Consider the following 19,942-nt stretch of genomic DNA (forward strand, 5'->3'; position numbering starts at 1 on the left):
AGAGCGCTAGCCTCGACGACATCCCTTTTTCCCCACGCCCGTCGATCGCACCGGGCGGACCGAGCCATTCCCGGTGAATGGCGACGACCACCCGCGGCACCGCCGAGGCGACTCCCCTAGGGCCGCCGCCCAGTCAGGAGACGAGACGATGACCGCATTGGCGATCCCCGGCCTCGATCACGCACCGACCACCCACGAGAGGCTGCTCTCGTGGGTGCACGAAGTCGCCGAGCTGACCAGCCCAGACGAGGTGGTCTGGTGTGACGGCACGCAGGAGGAGTGGGATCGCCTGACCGGGCGACTCGTCGACGCCGGAACCTTCGTGCCGCTGCCGAAGCGGCCGAACTCGTTCTGGTGCGCCTCGGACCCGGACGACGTCGCCCGCGTCGAGGAGCGGACCTTCATCTGCTCGCGAGACCCGGCCGACGCGGGCGCGACGAACAACTGGCTGGACCCCGCTGAGATGAAGTCGGTGATGACCGATTTGTACCGCGGCTCGATGCGTGGTCGGACGATGTACGTCATCCCGTTCTGCATGGGTCCGCTGGCCGCCGATAAACCCATGTTCGGCGTGGAGATCACCGACTCGGAATACGTGGTCGTCTCCATGCACATCATGACCAGGGTGGGTCGACGAGTAATCGAGCGAATGGGTTCGGACGCCGATTTCGTGCCCTGTCTGCATTCCGTGGGAGCGCCGCTGGCCGAGGGCGCCGACGACGTGCCGTGGCCGTGCAACGAGACCAAGTACATCACCCACTTCCCCGAGGAGAAGACGATCTGGAGCTTCGGCTCCGGCTACGGCGGCAACGCGCTACTCGGCAAGAAGTGCTACTCGCTGCGGATCGCATCCGCGCTGGCCAGGGAGGAGGGCTGGCTGGCCGAGCACATGCTGATCCTCAAACTCACCTCGCCTGCCGACCGGGTCCACTATGTGGCAGCCGCCTTCCCCTCGGCCTGCGGCAAGACGAACCTCGCCATGCTGGAGCCGACGATTCCCGGTTGGCGGGTGGAGACGCTCGGCGACGACATCGCATGGATGCGGTTCGGCAAGGACGGCAGGCTGTACGCCGTCAATCCGGAGAACGGCTTCTTCGGCGTGGCGCCGGGAACCAACTGGAAGACCAACCCGAACGCGATGCGCACCCTGGAACAGGGCAACTCCATCTTCACCAACGTGGCCCGCACCGCAGACGGCGACGTCTGGTGGGAGGGAATGGAGGGTTCTCCGGAGAACTTGACCTCCTGGAAGAAGCAGGCCTGGACGCCCGCCGACGGCGCGGCAGGCGAGCCCGCCGCGCATCCGAACTCGCGGTACTGCACGCCGATGAACCAGTGTCCGGTGCTGGCGCCCGAGTGGGACGACCCGCAGGGCGTGCCGATCTCGGCGATCCTCTTCGGCGGCAGGCGGGCCACCACCGTCCCGCTGGTCGCCCAGGCACGGGACTGGCAGCACGGCGTGTTCCTCGGCGCCACGCTGTCCAGCGAGAAGACCGCTGCGGCGACCGGCGCCGTCGGACAGGTGCGCCGTGATCCGATGGCGATGCTGCCCTTCATCGGATACAACGCGGGCGACTACTTCCAGCACTGGGTCGACCTCGGCAAGCAGGCCGACGCCGCCGCGCTGCCGTCGATCTTCTACGTGAACTGGTTCCGCCGTGGCGAGGACGGCCGGTTCCTGTGGCCGGGATTCGGCGAGAACTCCCGGGTGCTCAAGTGGATCGTGGAGCGACTCGACGGCGACGCGGCGGCGGCCGAGACCGCCGTGGGGCTGGTCCCCGCCGCCGATGCCCTGGATCTGAGCGGCCTGGACGTGGATCAGGCGGACGTCGAGGCCGCACTGGCGATCGACGCCGACGAGTGGCGGGCCGAGCTGCCGCTCATCGAGGAGTGGTTCGACACCATCGGCCCGGCACTGCCGAGCACGATGCGCGACGAGCTGGCGGCGCTGCGGCAGCGGCTGGGCTGACCGACGTGCCTGCCCGACGGCGGCCGATCGACAGGACGGCCGCCTGCCCCCTGGGGTGATGCGAGGGCATCACCCGGTCTGCCGCGTGAGCGCTCGCAGGCAGGGCACTGCGGGGGACCACCGACCGGCCTTCGACGAAGCAGGTCGGTCGTGGTCCTCCGTGGCGTGCAGTTCGACGCTCACGGCCACCGGAGCATTCGACGGCGGCGGTGTCGGCGATGCCTGGCGCGGCGGAGAGTCACTGGTGTGCCGGGACGCCCGATGATGAAGCCGTTGTCCCCCCGCACGCCTGCCGTCTTTCCCGGAACCGACCCGCACACCCCCGCGTCCTAGTAACGTAGATCACAGTTCCGGGGGAACGGGGGTGATGATGATGTATGCGGGAGTGGCGATGACGGCGCTCGCGATGGGGACGGTGCTGGTCGCGGTCCTCACCGGGAGACTCAATAGCACGCAGGAGAATGCGGAACAGGTCCGCGTGGAAGAACAGAACGCGCTACAGGCGCCTGCGGGTGACGGCTCATTCGATACCGAGAACCACACTCGGGTGACGCAGTGACGAACGGACGAACGAGGGACTGCCGGGGTGGGGCCGATCGGTCCGATCACTCCGGCAGTGGACGGTCTCCGATGCCCAACAGCAGTTCACCCACCGGCTCCTCGGTCGAGACATAACAGACGACCGTGTTCGAGCCGCGTCGCCAGTCGGCCAGTTCGGGAACCCGCCAGCTCAGCGCGATGTCGTCCCGTTCGGCACCACCGAGATACGCCGCCCGCGCCTGCTCACAGTGCGGCGCGGCCAGCTCCTCGATCTCCTCGGCTGAGGGCATCGGATCATTCGGGCGGCCCGGCAGCGGCAGCACACCAGGCAGCGCCTCCGCACGATGCGGCTCGTCGCACGGCACGTAGCGCAGTTCGGTCGCCTCGGTCGGGGAATCGGGCAGACAGGCCTGGAAGTCGTAGAAGGGCTCGCCGACCAGCGCGTCGCGCACCGATCCCGTTCGGCCGGTGGGCACCAGGTCGGTGCCGAGCTCGGCGAGTCCGCAGACCAGCCATCGTTCGTCCCTGGCCCAGCCGTCCTGCGAGGGCCACACCGTCCAGGGATGCAGCCGGGTGGCGTTGATGTCGCCGCTGCCCACGTAGTCGGCCACCGGCTCGGCGCACTCGACCGACGTCAACCGCAGCATCTCGTCGTCCTCGGGGCGCATCCGAGGCAGGTCGCCGGGCAGCTCGGTGATCGCGGCGACCTCCATCGTGTGCGGCTCGGCGCAGTCGACGGACCGGAAGTCGGTCAGCACCATGCAGTCCCCAGACGCGGGAAGACCTTCGGCGGGCACGATCTCGGGCTCGATCGACATCCCGTCGCCATCGGCGATGCCGGTCTCGGCCGAGGGCGGCAGCTCGATTCTGGAGGGCGGCTTCGGGGACTCGTCGTTCGTCGACTCATCACTCGACTGAGTGCAGGCGCTGAGGAGCACGGCGGCGGCAAGCAGCACGCCGATCACCGACGAGCGTCGCGACACGGCCTCCGCCTCTCGATCGGACTGTCGTCACTCGACACGGTACCGAGCATCGTCCATGCCGGACTCACGTACTCGTCGATCGATGCCCGATCGCCGCTTGGGTCACCGCGATGTCCGAGGGGCGGAGCTCATCGAGCAGGTGAACAAGCCACCGGGAGGCGGGCCGTCATGTCGGCCGATCACAGAGCGCTGATCGGCACGCTCCGTGATCACCCATTCGGCGTTCGTGTCCGCGGAGGTCGCACTGACATCCTCGTCACGCCGGTCGAACGATCGCCGAGGCGGCGGCTGTCCTGGGGGCACACCTGCCTTGATCAGCCGCCGCCCGGACCGCCGTCGCAGGCGCGAATCGGCCGATGCCGCCGCCCTACTGGGGAGAGCCATGACAGGACTGCCTCGACGACGAGGTCGGACCAGCCGTTGGAACGCCTGGAGCCTGCTGCTGCTGGTTCCCCTACTGGTCCTGGTCACGCCGTTCTTCAACCGGATGGAGCCGAGCCTGCTCGGTCTGCCGTTCTTCTACTGGTCGCAGTTCTTGTTCATCCCGCTCGGCGTGGCATGCACGGCGATCGTGGTGAACCGGACGCGGCCACGCCTCGCCGTCGGCACGGGCGAGGTCCCTGCGGACGGCGGCACGGACGGGGGCGAATCGCGATGAGCGATCTGCACTGGGTCGAGCTGTCCGTCTTCGGCGTGCTGTTCTTCGCGGTCACTGTGATGGGCTTCCTCGCCGCGAGGTGGAAGTCCGGTCACACCATGGACCATCTCGACGAGTGGGGACTGGGCGGCCGTCGGTTCGGCTCCTGGATCACCTGGTTCCTGATCGGCGGCGACCTCTACACGGCGTACACCTTCGTCGCCGTTCCGGCGCTGCTCTTCAGTGCGGGGGCGCTCGGCTTCTACGCGCTGCCGTACACGATCATCGCGTTCCCGCTGGCGCTGCTTCCCCTGGTGCGCATGTGGAGCGTGTCGAAGGTGCACGGGTTCGTGACACCGGCCGACTTCGTACGCGGTCGGTACGGCTCGCCGCTGCTGGCGCTGCTCATCGCATTGACCGGGCTGCTCGCGACCATGCCCTACATCGCGCTGCAGCTCGTCGGCCTGGAGGCGGTGCTGCGCACAATGGGTCTGAACGGCGGCGGCTTCCTCGGCCATCTCCCGCTGCTGATCGCGTTCGTGATCCTGGCCGTCTACACCTACCAGTCGGGACTGCGGGCGCCCGCGCTGATCGCGTTCGTCAAGGACAGCCTGATCTACATCGTGGTGATCGTCGCGATCATCTATCTACCGATCAAGCTGGGCGGCTGGGACACGATCTTCGACTCCGCAGGCGCCGCGCTGGCCCAGCCGGGACCCACCGGCGACGCGCGTGGCTCCCTGCTGCTCGGGCCGAGCAATCAACTGCAATACGCCACGCTCGCCCTGGGTTCGGCGCTCGCGCTGTTCCTCTATCCGCACGCGCTCACCGGCATCCTGGCGGCCAGGAGCGGAAAGGTCGTGCGGCGCAACATGGTTGCGCTGCCCGCGTACTCGCTGATGCTGGGGCTGTTGCTGCTGCTCGGCTATGCCGCCTTGGCCACGGGTGCCGAACCGGTGACGAACGCCGCGACGGGTCGACCGGACGTGAACACGGTGATCCCGGTGCTGTTCTCCGAGCAGTTCCCCAGCTGGTTCACCGGACTGGCGTTCGCCGCCATCGGCATCGGTGCACTGGTTCCTGCGGCGATCATGTCCATCGCCGCCGCGAATCTGTGGACCCGCAACGTCTACAAGGAGTACCTGCGTCGCGACGCCACCCCGGCGCAGGAGACCCGGCAGGCCAAGATCGCCTCGCTGGTGGTCAAGTTCGGTGCGCTCGGCTTCATCGTGTTCGTCGACCCGCAGTTCTCCATCGACCTCCAGCTCATCGGCGGCGTGATCATCCTGCAGACACTGCCTGCCGTCGCGATCGCCCTCTACACGCGGTGGTTCCACCGCTGGGCGTTGATCGCGGGCTGGGCGACGGGCATGCTCTGGGGATTCCTGATGCTCTACTCCATCCCGAATCCGGTGACCGGGCGCGAGCACTTCGGCGGTTCGGCGCTGCGGCTCGGCGAACTGTCGCTGTTGGGCTGGCATCCGTTCACAGGATCGGACACGCAGATCTTCGTCGGCTTCGTCGCGCTGGCGGCCAACCTCGTGGTGGCGATCCTGGTGACGCTGCTATGCCGCAGGCTGAAGGTGCCGATGGGACCGGATCAGACTGCCGCGAGCGACTATCTGTCGGAACAGGCGAAAGCCTCGGCTCCGATCGCGGCGGCGGGTGGCCCCGCCACGGTATGACGGACTCGACGGCGGTCCCGGTGTGACGGCACGATGCCGGGTGTTCGCACCCTTTCGACGAGGAGGAGACGGCGGCGGGGCGGCCGTCTATGTGAGGCCACCGACCCGCCAGCTTCGACGATGGAGACGATACGACCATAATCCAGACATAACGCGCGATGATGGATCATGTTCACGATCTATCGTCCCGACGAGGACACGGAGCCCGCCGTCGCGTCGGGTCCCGCCCGACACCATGCGGCGCGGCGTCGCCTGCTCGGCGACCCGGCGGTCGACGGGCAGTCCTCGGTACGGACTCCACCGACCGATCTCGGGTCGCAGGCAGAGGTGAGCGCCGGTTCGGAGCCGCAGGCCACACTCCGCCGTTCGGTCTACTGCCCGAGGCCGTGGAGAAACGTCGCGATGGACTCTGCGACCATCCGCAACCACGACAACAGGCACAGCACCAGACCGGAAGCCCAGTCCGGGTCCACGAGCACCGCATACAGCGCAAGGGCGATGAGGAGCAGCGGCACCAGTTTGTTGATCTTCACGACTCATTGTTCACGAGGGGACTGGGCGGATGATCTCGGGTCCGGACGGACCACGACGGCAGCAGGCCGCGACGAGCCTGCCGACGACGGTGGTCTCGCGGGCCCGCCTGCCGTCGAATCGCCGACATGCCGCCGATTCGACGGCCGGGGCCTGCGGAAGCGGCAGGCAAGGTCGACCAGCAGGTCCGACCCGATGGTCTCGCGCACTCGGCGCCGCACCGGAACGTCCCCGGCGGCGCCGATCGCCGCGCACCGGGCACACTCTCCCTGCGGCGTTGCCACAGTGCCGCATGTCAGCAGGCGTCCGACATCGGACCGACGAGCGCCACACCGGTCGCTGCCCTGGCCGGCTCGAGGGTGAGATCGGGGATCGACGCAGGCTCCGCGACGACGCCGACGCACGCGCTACCGGGTCGGACCTCCTCCCCTGCCGAGGACGTCTCGGCCCACGTCGATCAGGATCGACTGCCACCGGCGACCGGCCGCCGACCGGCTGCCCCCGGAGTCGCCGAGGTCCGCCCCCGATCACGCACCAGGCGCCCGGCCTCCGCCGACGACTCCAGCACAACCGCCGGGCACCCTCGCCCGCGAGGTCTGCCGGGCACAGTGACTCCGCCTTTCAGCCGTCAACGGACTACGAAGGAGAAGCGTCGCCGATGCGACCGTTGAGCGAACAGACGATCCTGATCACCGGAGCGACCGTCGGGCTGGGCCGATACCTGGCCGAGCGACTCGCGGCGGCCGGTGCTCGGGTCGTCATGCACGGAAGGGACGCGCAGCGAACCGCGCAGGCCCGAGACGAGGTCGTCACCGCCACCGGCAACGAGAAGATCGAGACGGTGCTGGCCGACCTCTCCAGCCTGAAGGAGGTGGACTCACTGGCGACCGAACTCGATCTGCGCCTGCCCCGGCTGGACGTCCTGGTCAACAACGCGGGCATCGGCGCCGGTTCAGATGCCGAGGCACGTGAGGAGAGCGCCGACGGCATCGAACTGCGCTTCGCGGTGAACTACCTGGCCGGCTACTACCTCGGACACCGACTGACCCCGCTGATCACCCGCGCGGCGCCCGCCAGGATCGTCAACATCGCCTCCGCGGGTCAGTCCGCGATCGACTTCGACGATCCGCTCCTCACCCACGCCTACAGCGGTGCCCGTGCCTACCGGCAGAGCAAGCTCGCGCAGATCATGTTCACCCTCGATCTCGCCGATCAACTCGGCGACCAGGGCGTCACCGTCAACGCGGTCCATCCCGCGACCTTCATGGACACCAAGATGGTCCGGGAATGGGGCATCACCCCGGTCAGCACCATCGAGGAAGGCGGCGAGGCGACGCTCCGGCTGATCACCGAGGATCGATTCGACGAGGTCAGCGGCTGCTACTTCAACACGACGCAGGAGGATCGCGCGGACTCGCAGGCCTACGATCCCGACGCTCGACGCAGGCTGCGCATCCTCTCCGACGAGCTGATCGCCCAAGCCCTCGACGCCGACACGGAGTCCGACGCCGACACGGAGCCAGAGACCGACGCCTGAGAGCCTGTCTTTGATCCCCCTCAGTCGTGAGCGGGGATCAGCGTGGATGAGCTGCAAGGCGGAGGAAAGAGGCATAACGGAGTTATGTCGACTGACGACAACGCCGCAGATCGCCGCGCTGGCCCCGCGCAACTCCGAAAGCGGGGATTAAAGACAGGCTCTGAGCCGACGGCCACCGGGCGGAGCCTGTCCTCGCATCGACCGTGCATCGCCGCCTGCGGTGCACGGCGCCCGAGGACAGGCTCGGTCGCCGAGCCGACGACTCGCCGACTCAGTCGGCCAGATGGATGCCCATCCCCGGTCCCAGCGGCAGGTCGAAGAAGTAGAAGATCGTCAGGATGCCTGCCCAGAACAGCCAGAACGGCACCACGAACGGCAGCATCTTCGCGATCAGCGTGCCCAGTCCCGCGCTCGGCTGGTAGCGCCGGACGAAGGTCAGCAACACGATCATGTACGGGTTCAGCGGCGTGATCACCTGGGTGGCCGAGTCCCCGACCCGGAACGCGGCCTGGGTGAAGCCGGGTTCGAAGCCGATCAACAGGAACATCGGCACGAACACGCTGGCCATCAGCGTCCACAGGCTCGATCCCGAGATGATGAACAGGTTCAGCAGCGAGGCCAGCATGATGAAGCCGAGGATCGCCGGATACCCGGTGAGGCCGATGCTCTCCAGCAGGCTCGCGCCCGACACCGCGAGCCAGGCGCCGATGTTGGTCCAGGCGAACAGGGCGATGAACTGGCCGAGCACGAAGGCCAGCACGATGAACCCGGACAGGTCCTTGAGCGCCCGGCCCATCAGCAGCGGCACGTCGGCGCCCTTGCGGATCACCCCGACGACCATCCCGTAGACCAGGGCGGGCACGAAGAACGCCAGGAAGACCAGGGTGGTGACCGAGCTGAGCAGCGGCGAGGAGGGCAGGTAGCCGCCGTCCTCGTTCCGCAGCGGCGAGCCGGGGACCAGCGCGAGCGTGAGGATCGCGGCGGTCAGGACCAGCAGCGTGACACCGGACCACCGCAGCCCGCGACGCTCCCGGGCGGACACCTCGGCGGTCAGCTCGCCCGTCTCGGACCGCTGGGACTCCCCGAACTCCTCGGCGGCCTCGGCCGCCTCCACGGTGCGCGGCGCCTGCCCGCCGCTCGACATCGCGACGGGCGCGGTCGCCGCGCCGACCTCCTCGCGGGGGAAGTTCGATCGTTCCAGGCCGGGCTCGACCACCTTGGCGATGATGAGGCCCGCGATCAGGCTCAGCACGATCGCGGAGACGAGGTTGAAGAAGTAGTTCGACACCGGGGTGACCTCGGTGCCCGAGAAGGGCAGGGTCGCCGCCACCGAGTTGGTGATGCCGGAGAACAACGCGTCCAGGCTCGTGACCAGCATCGACGTCGAGTAGCCCGCGCCTGCTGCCGCGAAGCCGCCCAGCAGGCCTGCCACCGGATGCCTGCCTGCTGCCTTGAAGACCATCGCCGCGAGCGGCGGGATGATGATGAACGCGCTGTCGGACATGATGCTGCCGGTGACGCCGATGAAGCCCAAGGCGTAGGGCAGCATCCACTTCGGCGCGTTGCCGAAGGCCAGCTTGATCAATGCGGCGAGCAGCCCGGTCCGCTCCGCGAGGCCGACGCCGAGCATGATCGTGACCACCGTCTGCAGCGGCGGGAACTCGATGAAGTTCGAGGCCAGCCCGGTGAACATGAACTCGACGCCCTCGCCGGTGAAGGCGCCGCGAACCGGGGTGGCCTCCTCCTCGCCGGGGATCAGGACCGTGATCCCGAAGCCTGCCATCAGCGTGGACACCACGGCGACGACGAGCGTGAGCAGCACGAAGAGGATGAAGGGCTCCGGCAGCCGGTTGCCCGCCCGTTCGATCCAGTTCAACACCCGGTCGAGCCGGTTTCCCTTTGCCGAGGTCGCGGTGTCGGTCACCGTGGCCACCTCCTGCGATCCGCTGTCGAATGAATCGGATGCCGACCAGCCGGGCGGCTCGTCGGTGTCGATGTCACCCGGCCGATGTCGCGTCAGCGCCGACCGGCGGTCGGGTGTGCGGTCTGGCCTGGCCTGGCAGTCGGCCGTCGATCGAGTGGTCGGTGCGACGACCGGGTTCGCCGCCGTAGGTGGGTTCGTCGCAGTAGGCGGGTTCGTCGAGGCGCGGGGCTCAGTCGAAGTACGCGGGCACGTCGACGGGGCCGCCTGCCGCCTCGAACTCGGCGTGCACGGCCGTGCGCAGTTCGGCATCGCCGAGGTAGTCGGCTGCCGTCAGTGCCAGTCCGAGCGCACCATCGAGCACCGCCTTGTCGCCTGCCGGGCTGCCTGCTGCGGCGGCGAAGTCGGTGGTGTGCAGCGCGCCGGTCGGTTCGGCGACGGCGATCATCGGATGGATGGCGGGCATCCGGAAGCTCAGATTGCCCAGGTCGGTCGAGCCGGTGATGAAGTCCGGCACCACGCCGGGAGCCAGCGGCCTGCGCCCGCACGGCTCCTGGTTGACCGCCCACCGACCGGCCAGCATGGCGTTGTGCCGGATCGGCAGGTAGGGCACCTGGGCGTCCCAGCGCAGCTCGACGCCGCAGCCGGTCAGCTCGGCGGCGCCCTCGGCGATCCGTGCCAGGCGGGCGGCCAGGTCGCGCAGGGTCTCGGGCTCGGCGGAGCGCAGATAGAACAGGACTGCGGCCCGGTCGGGCACCACGTTGGGGCGGGAACCGCCGTCGGTGAAGACCCCGTGCACCCGGTCGCCCGGCGGAATGTGCTGCCGCAGCGCGGCCACCCCCTGGTAGGCGGCGACCGCCGCGTCCAGGGCATTGCGACCCATGAAGGGCTGGGCCGAGGCGTGCGCGGCGACCCCGTGGAAGACCATCTCCAGCTGGCGCCTGCCCAGGAAGGGGTGCATGGCGAGGTCATGGGTGAAGGGATGCAGCATGACCACGGCGTCGACGTCGTCGAACACGCCCTGCCTGGCCAGGATCTCCTTGCCGCCGCCGCCCTCTTCGGCAGGCGTGCCGATCAGCGAGACCCGGCCGCCGAGTGCGTCGATCGCCGAGGCGGCGCCGAGGAATCCGCCAACACCCGCGGCGCAGATGACGTTGTGTCCGCAGCCGTGGCCGATGCCGGGCAGCGCGTCGTATTCGGCGAGCACCGCCACGTGCGGCCCGTCGGCGGAGCCGCTGGTGGCCACCAGTGCCGTGTCCAGCCCGCCGACGCCGACCTGGGCCCGGTGGCCGTGTGCGGTGAGCAGCTCGGCGACCGCCCGAACCGACCGGTGCTCGGCGAAGCCCTCCTCGGGGTGGGCATGCAGGTCTCGGCTCAAGGCGACCAGGTCCGTGCCTGCCTGAGCCGAGGCCGCCGTGATCGCCGCGCGGACGTCTTCCGCGACTCCCCCGTGTGCCGAGCCGAGCGGTTCGGCCGACGCGACCGCGCGGGCAGTCGCGTCGGTCATCGACCGCAGGTAGGCGGCGTCGGGCGTCGTCGGCCGGGTCGTGTCAACGTCATCAGTGGTGCTCACGGGCGGCACCCTAACTCGAAAGGAGCAGCCTGCGAAGGGCTCGTCACACGCGACCACGACGTTTAACACGCAAGAAAACCCGCCGCCCACAGAGTGGGAACCGGCGGTCGACGGCCTGAGCGGGGAGATCGGCGCGAAGCGGCCGGAAGATCGTCCCGCCACGGCCGTCCCCGGCGCCAGGCGACGGTGAGCAGCCGCCGCCCGAATTCACTCCGGCGGGTGTGAGGCCGACTCCGTCCACCGGAGCCTGCCTCACGCCCGCCTCAGCCGAGTGCTCGCCTGCGGAACTCAGATCGCCGGATCGCGCGGACCGTGATGCGTCGGGTCCAGCACGCGTGCCAGGAACTCCTGGGTACGGGTCTCCCTCGGCGCGCCGATGACCTGGGCCGGGTCGCCCTGCTCGACGACGACGCCGCCGTCCATGAACAGGACCGTGTCGGCGACCTCGCGGGCGAACTGCATCTCGTGGGTGACCACGAGCATGGTCATCCCCTCCTCGGCCAGCCCGCGCATCACGCCGAGGACGTCCCCGACCAGCTCCGGGTCCAGCGCCGAGGTGGGCTCGTCGAAGAGCATCACGTCCGGATTCATCGACAGGGCCCTGGCGATCGCGGCCCGCTGCTGCTGGCCGCCGGAGAGCTGAGCGGGCATCGCCGAGGCCTTGTCCGCGAGCCCGACCCGGTCGAGGTTGGCCCGGGCGATGCGCTCCGCCTCGGTCTTGTCGCGGCGGAGCACCTTGCGCTGGGCGATGGTGAGGTTGTCCAGCACCGAGAGGTGGGCGAACAGGTTGAACTGCTGGAACACCATGCCGATCCCGGTCCGCGCCGCGTCGATGTCGCAGTCGGGGTCGGTCAGCTCCGTGCCGTTGACGAGGATGCGCCCGCCGCTGGGCTCCTCCAGCAGATTCACGCAGCGCAGCAGCGTCGACTTGCCGGAACCGGACGGCCCGATCACGCAGACCACCTCGCCCCGACGCACGCTCAGATCGACGCCCTTGAGCACCTGGAGATCACCGAAGGACTTGTGCAGGTCGAGGACCTCGATCACCTTCGAGCCGTCAGCCCGGTGATCGGCGACATTCGCGTCGTCGGTCTTGGCCTCGCTCATGTCACTGCCCTCCGCTGCGAGTCGCACCGGGTTTGACCGGTTTCCTGGCCACTCCCTTGCCGAATCGCTTCTCCAGACCTCGGGAGACGAACGACAACGGAATGGTGATGATCAGATAGCACAACCCGACCACCAGCACCGGGGTCATGCTCTGGTTGGTGTTCAGCGCCTCCCGACCGAACTGCGCCAGCTCCTGCTGAGCCAGGGTGCTGCCCAGGAAGAAGGCGAGCGAGGAGTCCTTCGTGAGCAGGATCAGCTCGTTGGTCAGCGGCGGCAGGATGATGCGGAACGCCTGCGGGATGATCACCGTGATCATCGTTCTGGCGGGCGACATGCCCAGCGAGCGGGCCGCCTCGATCTGTCCCTTCGGCACCGCCTGGATGCCCGCGCGGATGGTCTCGGCGATGTAGGCGGCGCCGACGAGGCCGAGGGCCACCATGACCTGGACGTTGCGGTCCAGCCGAGTGTCGAACGCGTAGGGGATGCCCACGCCGACGGCGAGGAAGACCAGCATCGCGGGCAGGCCTCGGAAGAACTCGATGTAGATGCCCGCGATCCACCGATAGGGCCCCACCGACGAGAGCCGCATCAGCGCCAGCACGAGGCCGAGGCCGAGGCCGAGGCCGAAGCCCAGCACCGAGTAGAAGATGGTGTTGCCCAGCGCGACCGTGATCACGGAGGGGAACAGGTTGGCCGCCACCTCCATGTTGAAGAAGGCCCGCTGGATCTGTCCCCAGTCGGCCGCCAACGCCAAAGCGACGAGTGCGGCGATGAGGATCAGGTACTGCACGCCTCGGAACAGCCTGGCCCGCTGTCGCTTGCTGATCCGCCGTCGGGGCTGCCTGCCGGGTGTCTCCCCGACCGCAGGCCGAGGCGGCGCAGCTGGGGGATCGTCCCCGGCGACCCGGCCTGCCGTGTTGTTTCCCGCCATGGTCTCTCGTACTCCTGGAATGTGTTCTACGAAGGTCGACTGCGGCAGGCACGACGTCGGCTGCCGGTGGCGAATGCGAGGGGCCGGCGCGCTCTAGCACGCCGGCCCCGTCAGATCAGATCGGTCAGTTCTCCGAGGTCTCGGTCGACTCCACCTCGGACTCCTCGTCTGTCTCGTCGGCCCCCGCGTCATCACCCTCGGCGTCGTCAGAGTCGGCGTCCTCGGAATCCCCAGGCACCGTACCGAACCACTTCTCGTAGATTGCGTCGTACCGACCGTCCTCCTGGGCCGCAGCCAGGACCTCGTTGATCCGCTCACGGAGGACGTCATTGTCGCTCTGCACGCCGAGTCCGTACTGGTCTCCCGTGGGGAATTCCGTCACCACTACGACGTCATCGTTATTCGCCGCGAAATCATAGAGGATGCCGTTGTCATTAATGGCAGCGTCGACCTCGCCCGTCTGGACGGCGGCGGTCAACAAGCCCGAGTCCTCGTAGGTGACCAGTTCGGCGTCTGCGATGTTCTCCTCTGCGTAATCCTTGCCGGTCGTGCTCGCCTGGACCGCCACTCGAAGGCCGGACAGGTCATCCAAACCCGCAACATCCGAGTCGGCAGGAACCATAAGAGCCTGGTTGGCATCAAAATACGGGTCCGAGAAGTCGATGTTCTCATCTCGTTCCGGCGTGATAGTCATCGCCGCCGCAGCTACATCGCACTTGCCGGTATCCAGGTCGGCACCCGACTGGATCGTGTCGAACGGGGTGTCGATGATCGCCTGCTCGACGCCGAGGTCCTCGGCCACCAGGTCCACGAGGTCGACGTCGAAGCCGACGACCTCGTCACCCTCCCGGAACTGGAACGGCTCGTACGGCAGGTGGGTGCAGGTGGTCAGCGTGCCCTCGGCGATCAGCTCGATGCCGTCGACCGTCGCCGCGCCCGAGTCCGTGCCAGCACCCTCGCTGTCACCACCACAGGCCGCGAGGGTCAACGCGAGGGCGGGGGCCAGCACGACGGCCGGGTGGAAGATCCTTCTACTACGCCGTTCCAATGTCTCGTTCCTTCGATTCCGGTGAGCGGGGGGCGAATGGGCACCGTAGCCGGTGCCCATGGAGATGCCGTCGAGGACGGTTGCTGACCTGCGAGATCACCACTGGTTCGGCGTCACACCGAACCACCTCAGATGAATCTCTTCATACCTGCCGTCGGTGCGAGCCTCTTCGAGCACCCGGTTCACGACGTCGAGGAGCTCGGTGTTGCCCTTGCGGACCGCGAGCCCGTACTGCTCGTCGGTGTCGAACTCGGCGACGACCTCGGTGTCTCGGTAGACCTCGGCGAACTGGTGCAGCGGCCCGTTGTCGGAGACCACGCCGTCGGTCTCGTCGGAGCGCAGACTCTGGGTCAGTGCGCTGAGGTTGGTGTAATAGACGAGCTCGATCGGGTTGCCGTGCTCGGCGTTGTACTCCTCGACGAACGCGGCACCGGTCGTGCCTTCCTGAATGGCGAGGCGCATGCCGTGCATCCCCTCCAGGCCCCGGACGGGGGAGGCGCGCTCGACCAGCAATGCCTGCGCGGCGTTGAAATAGGGATAGGCGAAGTCGACCACCTCGCCGCGCGGCTCGGTGATCGTCATCGCGGCTGCCGCGATGTCGCATTCGCCCCCGTCGAGCGCCGCGCCGTTCTGAATGCCGTCGAAGGGCATGTCGACGATCGCCTGATCGACGGCCAGTTCGTCGGCGATCAGGTCGACGATGTCGACGTCGAAGCCGACGACCTCGCCGTCCTCCTCGTACTGGAAGGGCGGATACGGGAGATGGGTGCAGGTCAACAGCCTGCCCTCGGAGACGAGCTCGACGTCGGGGATGACGCGGTCTTCCTCTGGCGACTCCGCCTCCGGGGTCGATCCACAACCCGCGAGTCCGAGGGACGCGGCCAGTACGCAGGCCGCGACCAGGGCCTGCGGTCGAGTCCGCTGCACCAAAACGTCGCCCTCCGATCACTATCCGTATCGAACGGAAGGCATCATTCCACTACTGGGCGAAATTTAAGGTAACCATTGGATTAAGGGACTCAACCACGAGTAGAGATGTGACGCATGTGGGTGCAATTGATCCGCCAGGTGGACTAGGACGTTCGCGAGTCACAAGATCACGGCGAATTCGGTGAGCCGTCGCCGGGAACCGGCGGGTCGGGCACGCCGGGAGGGCTCACCTGCGGTGACGGGTCAATCACCGCAGGAGAGCGATCCCTCAGCCTCGGCGGGCGTGCGCGTCGAGCACCACGGCCACCGCCGAAGTGACCTTCGCCGCATAGTCCAGCTGTAGCGACTCGTCCGGGACGTGTGCGTTGCTGCCCGGACCGAGTGCTCCGGTCACCACGAACTGAGCGGCGGGATAGGCGGCATGCAGCAGGCCCATGAAGGGGATCGAGCCGCCGATGCCCATCGTCCGCCACGGCGAGGCGAAGACCTCGTCACTCGCGGTCGCCAACGCGGCCCCCAGCCAGGGCGCCACCTCGGGTGCGTTCCAGCCGGGGGCGCACTCACTGCGGTCCAACTCGACGCGCGCCCCGTACGGCACATCCGTGGTCAGCACCGTCCGCAGTGCCGCGAGCGCGGCATCCGGGTCGGCGGTCGGCGGGAGACGGAAGCTCAGCGCCAGGGTCGTCGACGGGCGCAGCACGTTGCCCGCCTCGTCGGGGTCCGGCAGGCCCGCCGCACCGATCACCGACAGGGTCGGCCGCCAGGTGTTGTTCAACGCCTGCTCCACCGGGTCGTCGACGACCGGCCGGATGTCGGCGGGCAGCGGGATGCCGTCGGACACCAGGCCCGGCACCGCCTCGATCGCCGCCCGGACCTCGTCGATCCGATTCGCAGGCACCTCGACCGACAGTTCGGGCAGCAGCAGCTCCCCGGTCTCGGCGTCCTCGATCCGGTCGAGCAGCACCCGCAGGACGCGGAAGGAACTGGGCACGACACCGCTGGCCATGCCGGAGTGCTGTCCGGCGTCGAGCACCGTCACCCGCACCCGGATCTGAGCCATCCCCCGCAGCGAGGTCGTCAGCCACATCCGCTCGTAGTCGCCGGCCCCGGAGTCGAGGCAGACCACCAGGGTGACCTCGCCGAGGTCGTCGCTCAGCTCCGCCAGATAGGCGGGCAGGTCCGGCGAACCGGACTCCTCACCGGTCTCCAACAGCACGACGGCCCTGGCATGGGCGCCGCCGGTGGACCGCAGTGCCTCCACGGCCGTCGTCGCCGCATAGGCCGCGTAGCCGTCGTCGGCCGCACCGCGCCCGTAGAGCCTGCCGTCCCGGACGACCGGCGTCCACGGGCCGAGGCCCTCGGACCAGCCGCCGACGGGCGGCTGCTTGTCGAGATGTCCGTACAGCAGAACGGTCCCCGCGTCCTCGGCTCCCGGCGTCGCCGGGACGTCCACCACCAGTAACGGCGTACGTCCTGGCCCCCGCAGGACTCGGGTGGTCGCGCCGGTCAGTCCCCGGTCGGAGATCCAGGACTCGACATGCGCGATCGCCGCGTCTAAGTGCCCGGAGGAGGCCCAGTCCGGGTCGAAGGCAGGCGAGAGGGCCGGGATCTCGACCAGCCGCTCCAGGCTCGGGAGGACTGCCGAGTCCCACTGTCGTTGCACCGTCGTCATCAGCTCTGCGTGCGTCACGACCGCATCCTGTCATCGGAGGGTCTGGCGACCGAGGGGATGCGGGATGCCGGGATGCGAGCGGGCCACGGCGGCTGAGCCGCCCAGAAGACACGGCGGCCGAGCCGCCCAGAAGACACGGCGACCGAGCCGCCCAGAGACCACAGCGGCCGAGCCGCCCGAAGGCACGACGGCAGCCGAACCGCCGCCGGGCACCTCCCCGCGCGAACCAGCAACAGCCTTGATCCACTACGGACGCGAGACCATCGCCCGCAACCGCGGAAACCATGACCCCCGGTGACGGACGAGCACAGTGTGTCGCCGAACGTGCAGCTAGGGACGGTCTCCACCACAAACCAGGGGCATCTTTAGCGACCATCGATACTCTTGCCCGCCCAGCGACCATGCAAGTATGGCTGGAGCGAACCGTCAGTGCCGACGGTCGATGTCGCAGTCCCAAAGGACGGTGGCGGCGCCCGGCGGTGCGTCCGTGCTCCGCCATCACAAGTGGTGAGCGCGGGCCTCAAGACTGAGGAGACAGGCATGTCGTCGCCCGAATACTGGACCAAGCCTTGGCCGAGTTCCTCGGCCGACATACCGCCGCCATCGGAGAGCGCCCCCGCCGCCGTGGCGGCTCGACCCACGGCGGAGCAGGTGATCGCTGGACTGCGCGCCACCTCGGAAGGTGGCCCCGACCTGGTGCAGCTCCTCACCCCTGAGGGTGAGCGAGTCACGCACCCGCACTTCGACCTCGACATCCCTCCGGAGGGCCTGCGCGACCTCTACCGGGACATGGTCCTGGTCCGACGCGCCGACCGTGAGTGCAACGCACTCCAGCGCCAGGGACAGCTCGGCATCTGGGTGCCGCTCCTCGGCCAGGAGGCCGCACAGATCGGCGCGGGTCGGGCGATGCGCCCCGCCGACATGGCGTTCCCCAGCTACCGCGAACACGGGGTCGCCTGGTGTCGAGGCATCGACCCGACGGAGTTGCTGGGCATCTTCCGTGGCACCGACCACGGCACGTGGGACCCGCTGGAGAAGCGATTCCACCCCTACACGATCGTCATCGGCAACCAGGTCCTCAATGCGACCGGCTACGCGATGGGCCAGCGACTCGACGGCAAGGTGGGCGACGGGCAGCAGGACGACGCCGAGGCGACCATCGTCTTCTTCGGCGACGGAGCCACCAGCCAGGGCGACGTGAACGAGGCCTTCGTCTGGGGCGCGGTCTATGACGCACCGGTCGTGTTCTTCTGCCAGAACAACCAGTGGGCCATCTCCGAGCCGATGGAGCGCCAGAGCCGCATCCCGCTGTATCAGCGTGCGAACGGCTTCGGCTTCCCCGGCATCCGGGTGGACGGCAACGACGTGCTCGCCACCCTCGCGGTCACCCGATGGGCGTTGGAGGAGTGCCGCAGCGGCAACGGCCCCATCCTGATCGAGGCCTTCACGTATCGGATGGACGCCCACACCACCTCGGACGACCCGACCCGGTATCGCCTCTCCGACGAACTGGAGGCGTGGAAGCTCAAGGACCCCATCGAGCGGGTCCGGGTGCACCTGGTGCGCAGCCAGTTCGCCGACGCGGAGTTCTTCGCTCAGGTCGACGCCGAGTCCGATGCCCTCGCCGAGCGACTGCGCGCCTACTGCGTCGACATGCCGACGCCGCCCCCCGAGCGGATCTTCTCCCAGGTCTACGCCGAAGGCAGCCCGCCGCTGGATCGGCAGCGCGACGAGTTCCTCACCTACCTGTCCGACTTCGACCACTCGGGGGGTGCGCACTGATGGCCGAGACGAGATCCCGGACGACGGCACAGGGCCCCGACGCGAACACCAGCAGACCGGCGCGGCCGGATGCAGGCGGCGCTGCGGCGACAGCAGGCGGCTCCGCAGGCGCGACCCAGAAGATCACCATCGCCAAGGCACTCAACCTCGGCCTGCGCGCGGCGATGGAACGTGATCCCAAGGTGCTCCTGCTCGGCGAGGACATCGGCAAGCTCGGCGGCGTCTTCCGCATCACCGACGGACTCCAGAAGGACTTCGGCGAGCAGCGGGTGATGGACACCCCGCTGGCCGAGTCGGGCATCATCGGCACGGCGATCGGCCTGGCCATCCGCGGCTACCGGCCGGTCTGCGAGATCCAGTTCGACGGCTTCATCTTCCCGGGTTTCGACCAGATCGTGAGTCAGCTCGCGAAGCTGCACTTCCGCACCCAGGGCCGGGTCAAGGTGCCCGTGGTGATCCGGGTCCCCTTCGGCGGCGGCATCGGCGCGGTCGAGCACCACTCGGAGTCCCCCGAGTCCTACTTCGCACACACCGCAGGTCTGAAGGTCGTGGCCTGCGGCAATCCGGTGGACGCCTATTGGATGATCCAGCAGGCCATCGCCTCCGACGACCCGATCCTGTTCTTCGAGCCCAAGCGGCGCTACCAGGAGAAGGCCGAACTCGACACGAGCGCGACGCCGGGTCCGCTGCACGCCTCCCGGGTGCTTCAGGAGGGCTCCGACGCCACCGTCGTCTGCTACGGACCGATGGTGCGGACCTGCACCGACGCGGTCCGGGTCGCGGCGGAGGACGGGCATCGGCTGGAGCTGATCGACCTGCGGTCGCTGTCGCCGCTGGACCTCGCACCGGTCTTCGAGTCGGTGCGGCGCACCGGCAGGCTGATCGTGGTCAGCGAGGCTCCCGGCGAGTCGTCGATCGCGGCGGAGATCGCCAGCCAGGTCCAGCAGGAGTGCTTCTACTCGCTGGAGGCGCCGGTCCTTCGCGTCACCGGCTTCGACACTCCCTACCCGCCTGCCAAGCTGGAGGAGGAGTTCCTCCCCGACCTGGACCGGGTGCTGGATGCCGTCGAACGTTCGCTGCGCTGGTAGGGGAGGAC

Annotated in this window: 16 protein-coding genes; 7 read left to right on the forward strand and 9 right to left on the reverse strand. The window is 68.6% G+C overall.

Annotation, left to right across the window (positions count from 1 at the left end):
- Positions 1–148 precede the first annotated feature (148 nt).
- A complete protein-coding gene (locus UA74_RS30020) occupies positions 149–1,969 on the forward strand; it encodes a phosphoenolpyruvate carboxykinase (GTP) (RefSeq protein ID WP_075743168.1) in 1,821 nt (606 codons plus the stop codon).
- A 367-nt stretch (positions 1,970–2,336) separates the two neighbouring features.
- The gene (locus UA74_RS30025; protein ID WP_157434524.1) at positions 2,337–2,528 is read left to right on the forward strand and encodes a hypothetical protein; all 192 of its coding nucleotides are present in this window, start codon (positions 2,337–2,339) and stop codon (positions 2,526–2,528) included.
- 46 nt (positions 2,529–2,574) lie between these two features.
- On the opposite strand, the gene UA74_RS30030 is transcribed toward UA74_RS30025, so the two are convergent.
- Entirely contained in the window at positions 2,575–3,492 is a 918-nt protein-coding gene (locus tag UA74_RS30030; protein WP_075743170.1) for a septum formation family protein, read from the reverse strand.
- Between the two features lie 382 nt (positions 3,493–3,874).
- On the opposite strand from UA74_RS30030, the gene UA74_RS30035 reads away from it, so the two are divergent.
- The gene (locus UA74_RS30035) at positions 3,875–4,150 is read left to right on the forward strand and encodes a DUF3311 domain-containing protein (RefSeq protein WP_075743171.1); all 276 of its coding nucleotides are present in this window, start codon (positions 3,875–3,877) and stop codon (positions 4,148–4,150) included.
- Positions 4,147–5,814, forward strand: coding sequence for a monocarboxylate uptake permease MctP (gene mctP, locus UA74_RS30040; RefSeq protein ID WP_075743172.1), 1,668 nt, complete (start codon positions 4,147–4,149; stop codon positions 5,812–5,814). The genes UA74_RS30035 and mctP overlap by 4 nt, the downstream gene beginning before the upstream one ends.
- Positions 5,815–6,185: 371 nt before the next feature.
- Here mctP and UA74_RS32610 read toward each other — a convergent pair whose 3' ends face one another.
- Positions 6,186–6,347: a hypothetical protein gene (locus UA74_RS32610; protein WP_157434525.1), complete on the reverse strand. Its 162-nt coding sequence runs from the start codon at positions 6,345–6,347 to the stop codon at positions 6,186–6,188.
- 656 nt (positions 6,348–7,003) lie between these two features.
- On the opposite strand from UA74_RS32610, the gene UA74_RS30045 reads away from it, so the two are divergent.
- Positions 7,004–7,882, forward strand: coding sequence for an SDR family NAD(P)-dependent oxidoreductase (locus UA74_RS30045; protein WP_075765882.1), 879 nt, complete (start codon positions 7,004–7,006; stop codon positions 7,880–7,882).
- A 271-nt stretch (positions 7,883–8,153) separates the two neighbouring features.
- Here UA74_RS30045 and UA74_RS30050 read toward each other — a convergent pair whose 3' ends face one another.
- From UA74_RS30050 to UA74_RS30080, 7 genes are all read right to left on the reverse strand, one after another.
- On the reverse strand, positions 8,154–9,806 hold the full coding sequence (locus UA74_RS30050) for an AbgT family transporter (protein ID WP_232237566.1): 1,653 nt from the start codon (positions 9,804–9,806) through the stop codon (positions 8,154–8,156).
- A gap of 229 nt (positions 9,807–10,035) precedes the next feature.
- Complete coding sequence (locus UA74_RS30055; protein WP_075766380.1) at positions 10,036–11,310, reverse strand: M20 family metallopeptidase; 1,275 nt, start codon at positions 11,308–11,310, stop codon at positions 10,036–10,038.
- Positions 11,311–11,664: 354 nt separating this feature from the next.
- Entirely contained in the window at positions 11,665–12,483 is an 819-nt protein-coding gene (locus UA74_RS30060) for an amino acid ABC transporter ATP-binding protein (protein WP_075744406.1), read from the reverse strand.
- A gap of 1 nt (position 12,484) precedes the next feature.
- On the reverse strand, positions 12,485–13,309 hold the full coding sequence (locus UA74_RS30065; protein WP_075744407.1) for an amino acid ABC transporter permease: 825 nt from the start codon (positions 13,307–13,309) through the stop codon (positions 12,485–12,487).
- 229 nt (positions 13,310–13,538) lie between these two features.
- Positions 13,539–14,462 (reverse strand): ABC transporter substrate-binding protein, encoded by a 924-nt coding sequence (locus UA74_RS30070; protein WP_232237567.1) that lies wholly within the window; start codon positions 14,460–14,462, stop codon positions 13,539–13,541.
- 96 nt (positions 14,463–14,558) lie between these two features.
- Positions 14,559–15,389 (reverse strand): ABC transporter substrate-binding protein, encoded by an 831-nt coding sequence (locus UA74_RS30075; RefSeq protein WP_198042882.1) that lies wholly within the window; start codon positions 15,387–15,389, stop codon positions 14,559–14,561.
- Between the two features lie 271 nt (positions 15,390–15,660).
- Positions 15,661–17,064 carry a M20/M25/M40 family metallo-hydrolase gene (locus tag UA74_RS30080; RefSeq protein ID WP_075744409.1) on the reverse strand — a complete coding sequence of 468 codons (1,404 nt, stop codon included), beginning with the start codon at positions 17,062–17,064 and terminating at the stop codon, positions 15,661–15,663.
- Between the two features lie 540 nt (positions 17,065–17,604).
- On the opposite strand from UA74_RS30080, the gene pdhA reads away from it, so the two are divergent.
- Together pdhA and UA74_RS30090 are read left to right on the forward strand one after the other, a co-directional pair.
- On the forward strand, positions 17,605–18,846 hold the full coding sequence (gene pdhA / locus UA74_RS30085) for a pyruvate dehydrogenase (acetyl-transferring) E1 component subunit alpha (protein ID WP_075743176.1): 1,242 nt from the start codon (positions 17,605–17,607) through the stop codon (positions 18,844–18,846).
- The gene (locus UA74_RS30090; RefSeq protein WP_083683841.1) at positions 18,846–19,934 is read left to right on the forward strand and encodes an alpha-ketoacid dehydrogenase subunit beta; all 1,089 of its coding nucleotides are present in this window, start codon (positions 18,846–18,848) and stop codon (positions 19,932–19,934) included. Before pdhA ends, UA74_RS30090 begins: the two co-directional genes overlap by 1 nt.
- Positions 19,935–19,942 lie beyond the last annotated feature (8 nt).

Source organism: Actinoalloteichus fjordicus (assembly GCF_001941625.1).
GTDB classification, from domain to species: Bacteria; Actinomycetota; Actinomycetes; order Mycobacteriales; family Pseudonocardiaceae; genus Actinoalloteichus_A; species Actinoalloteichus_A fjordicus.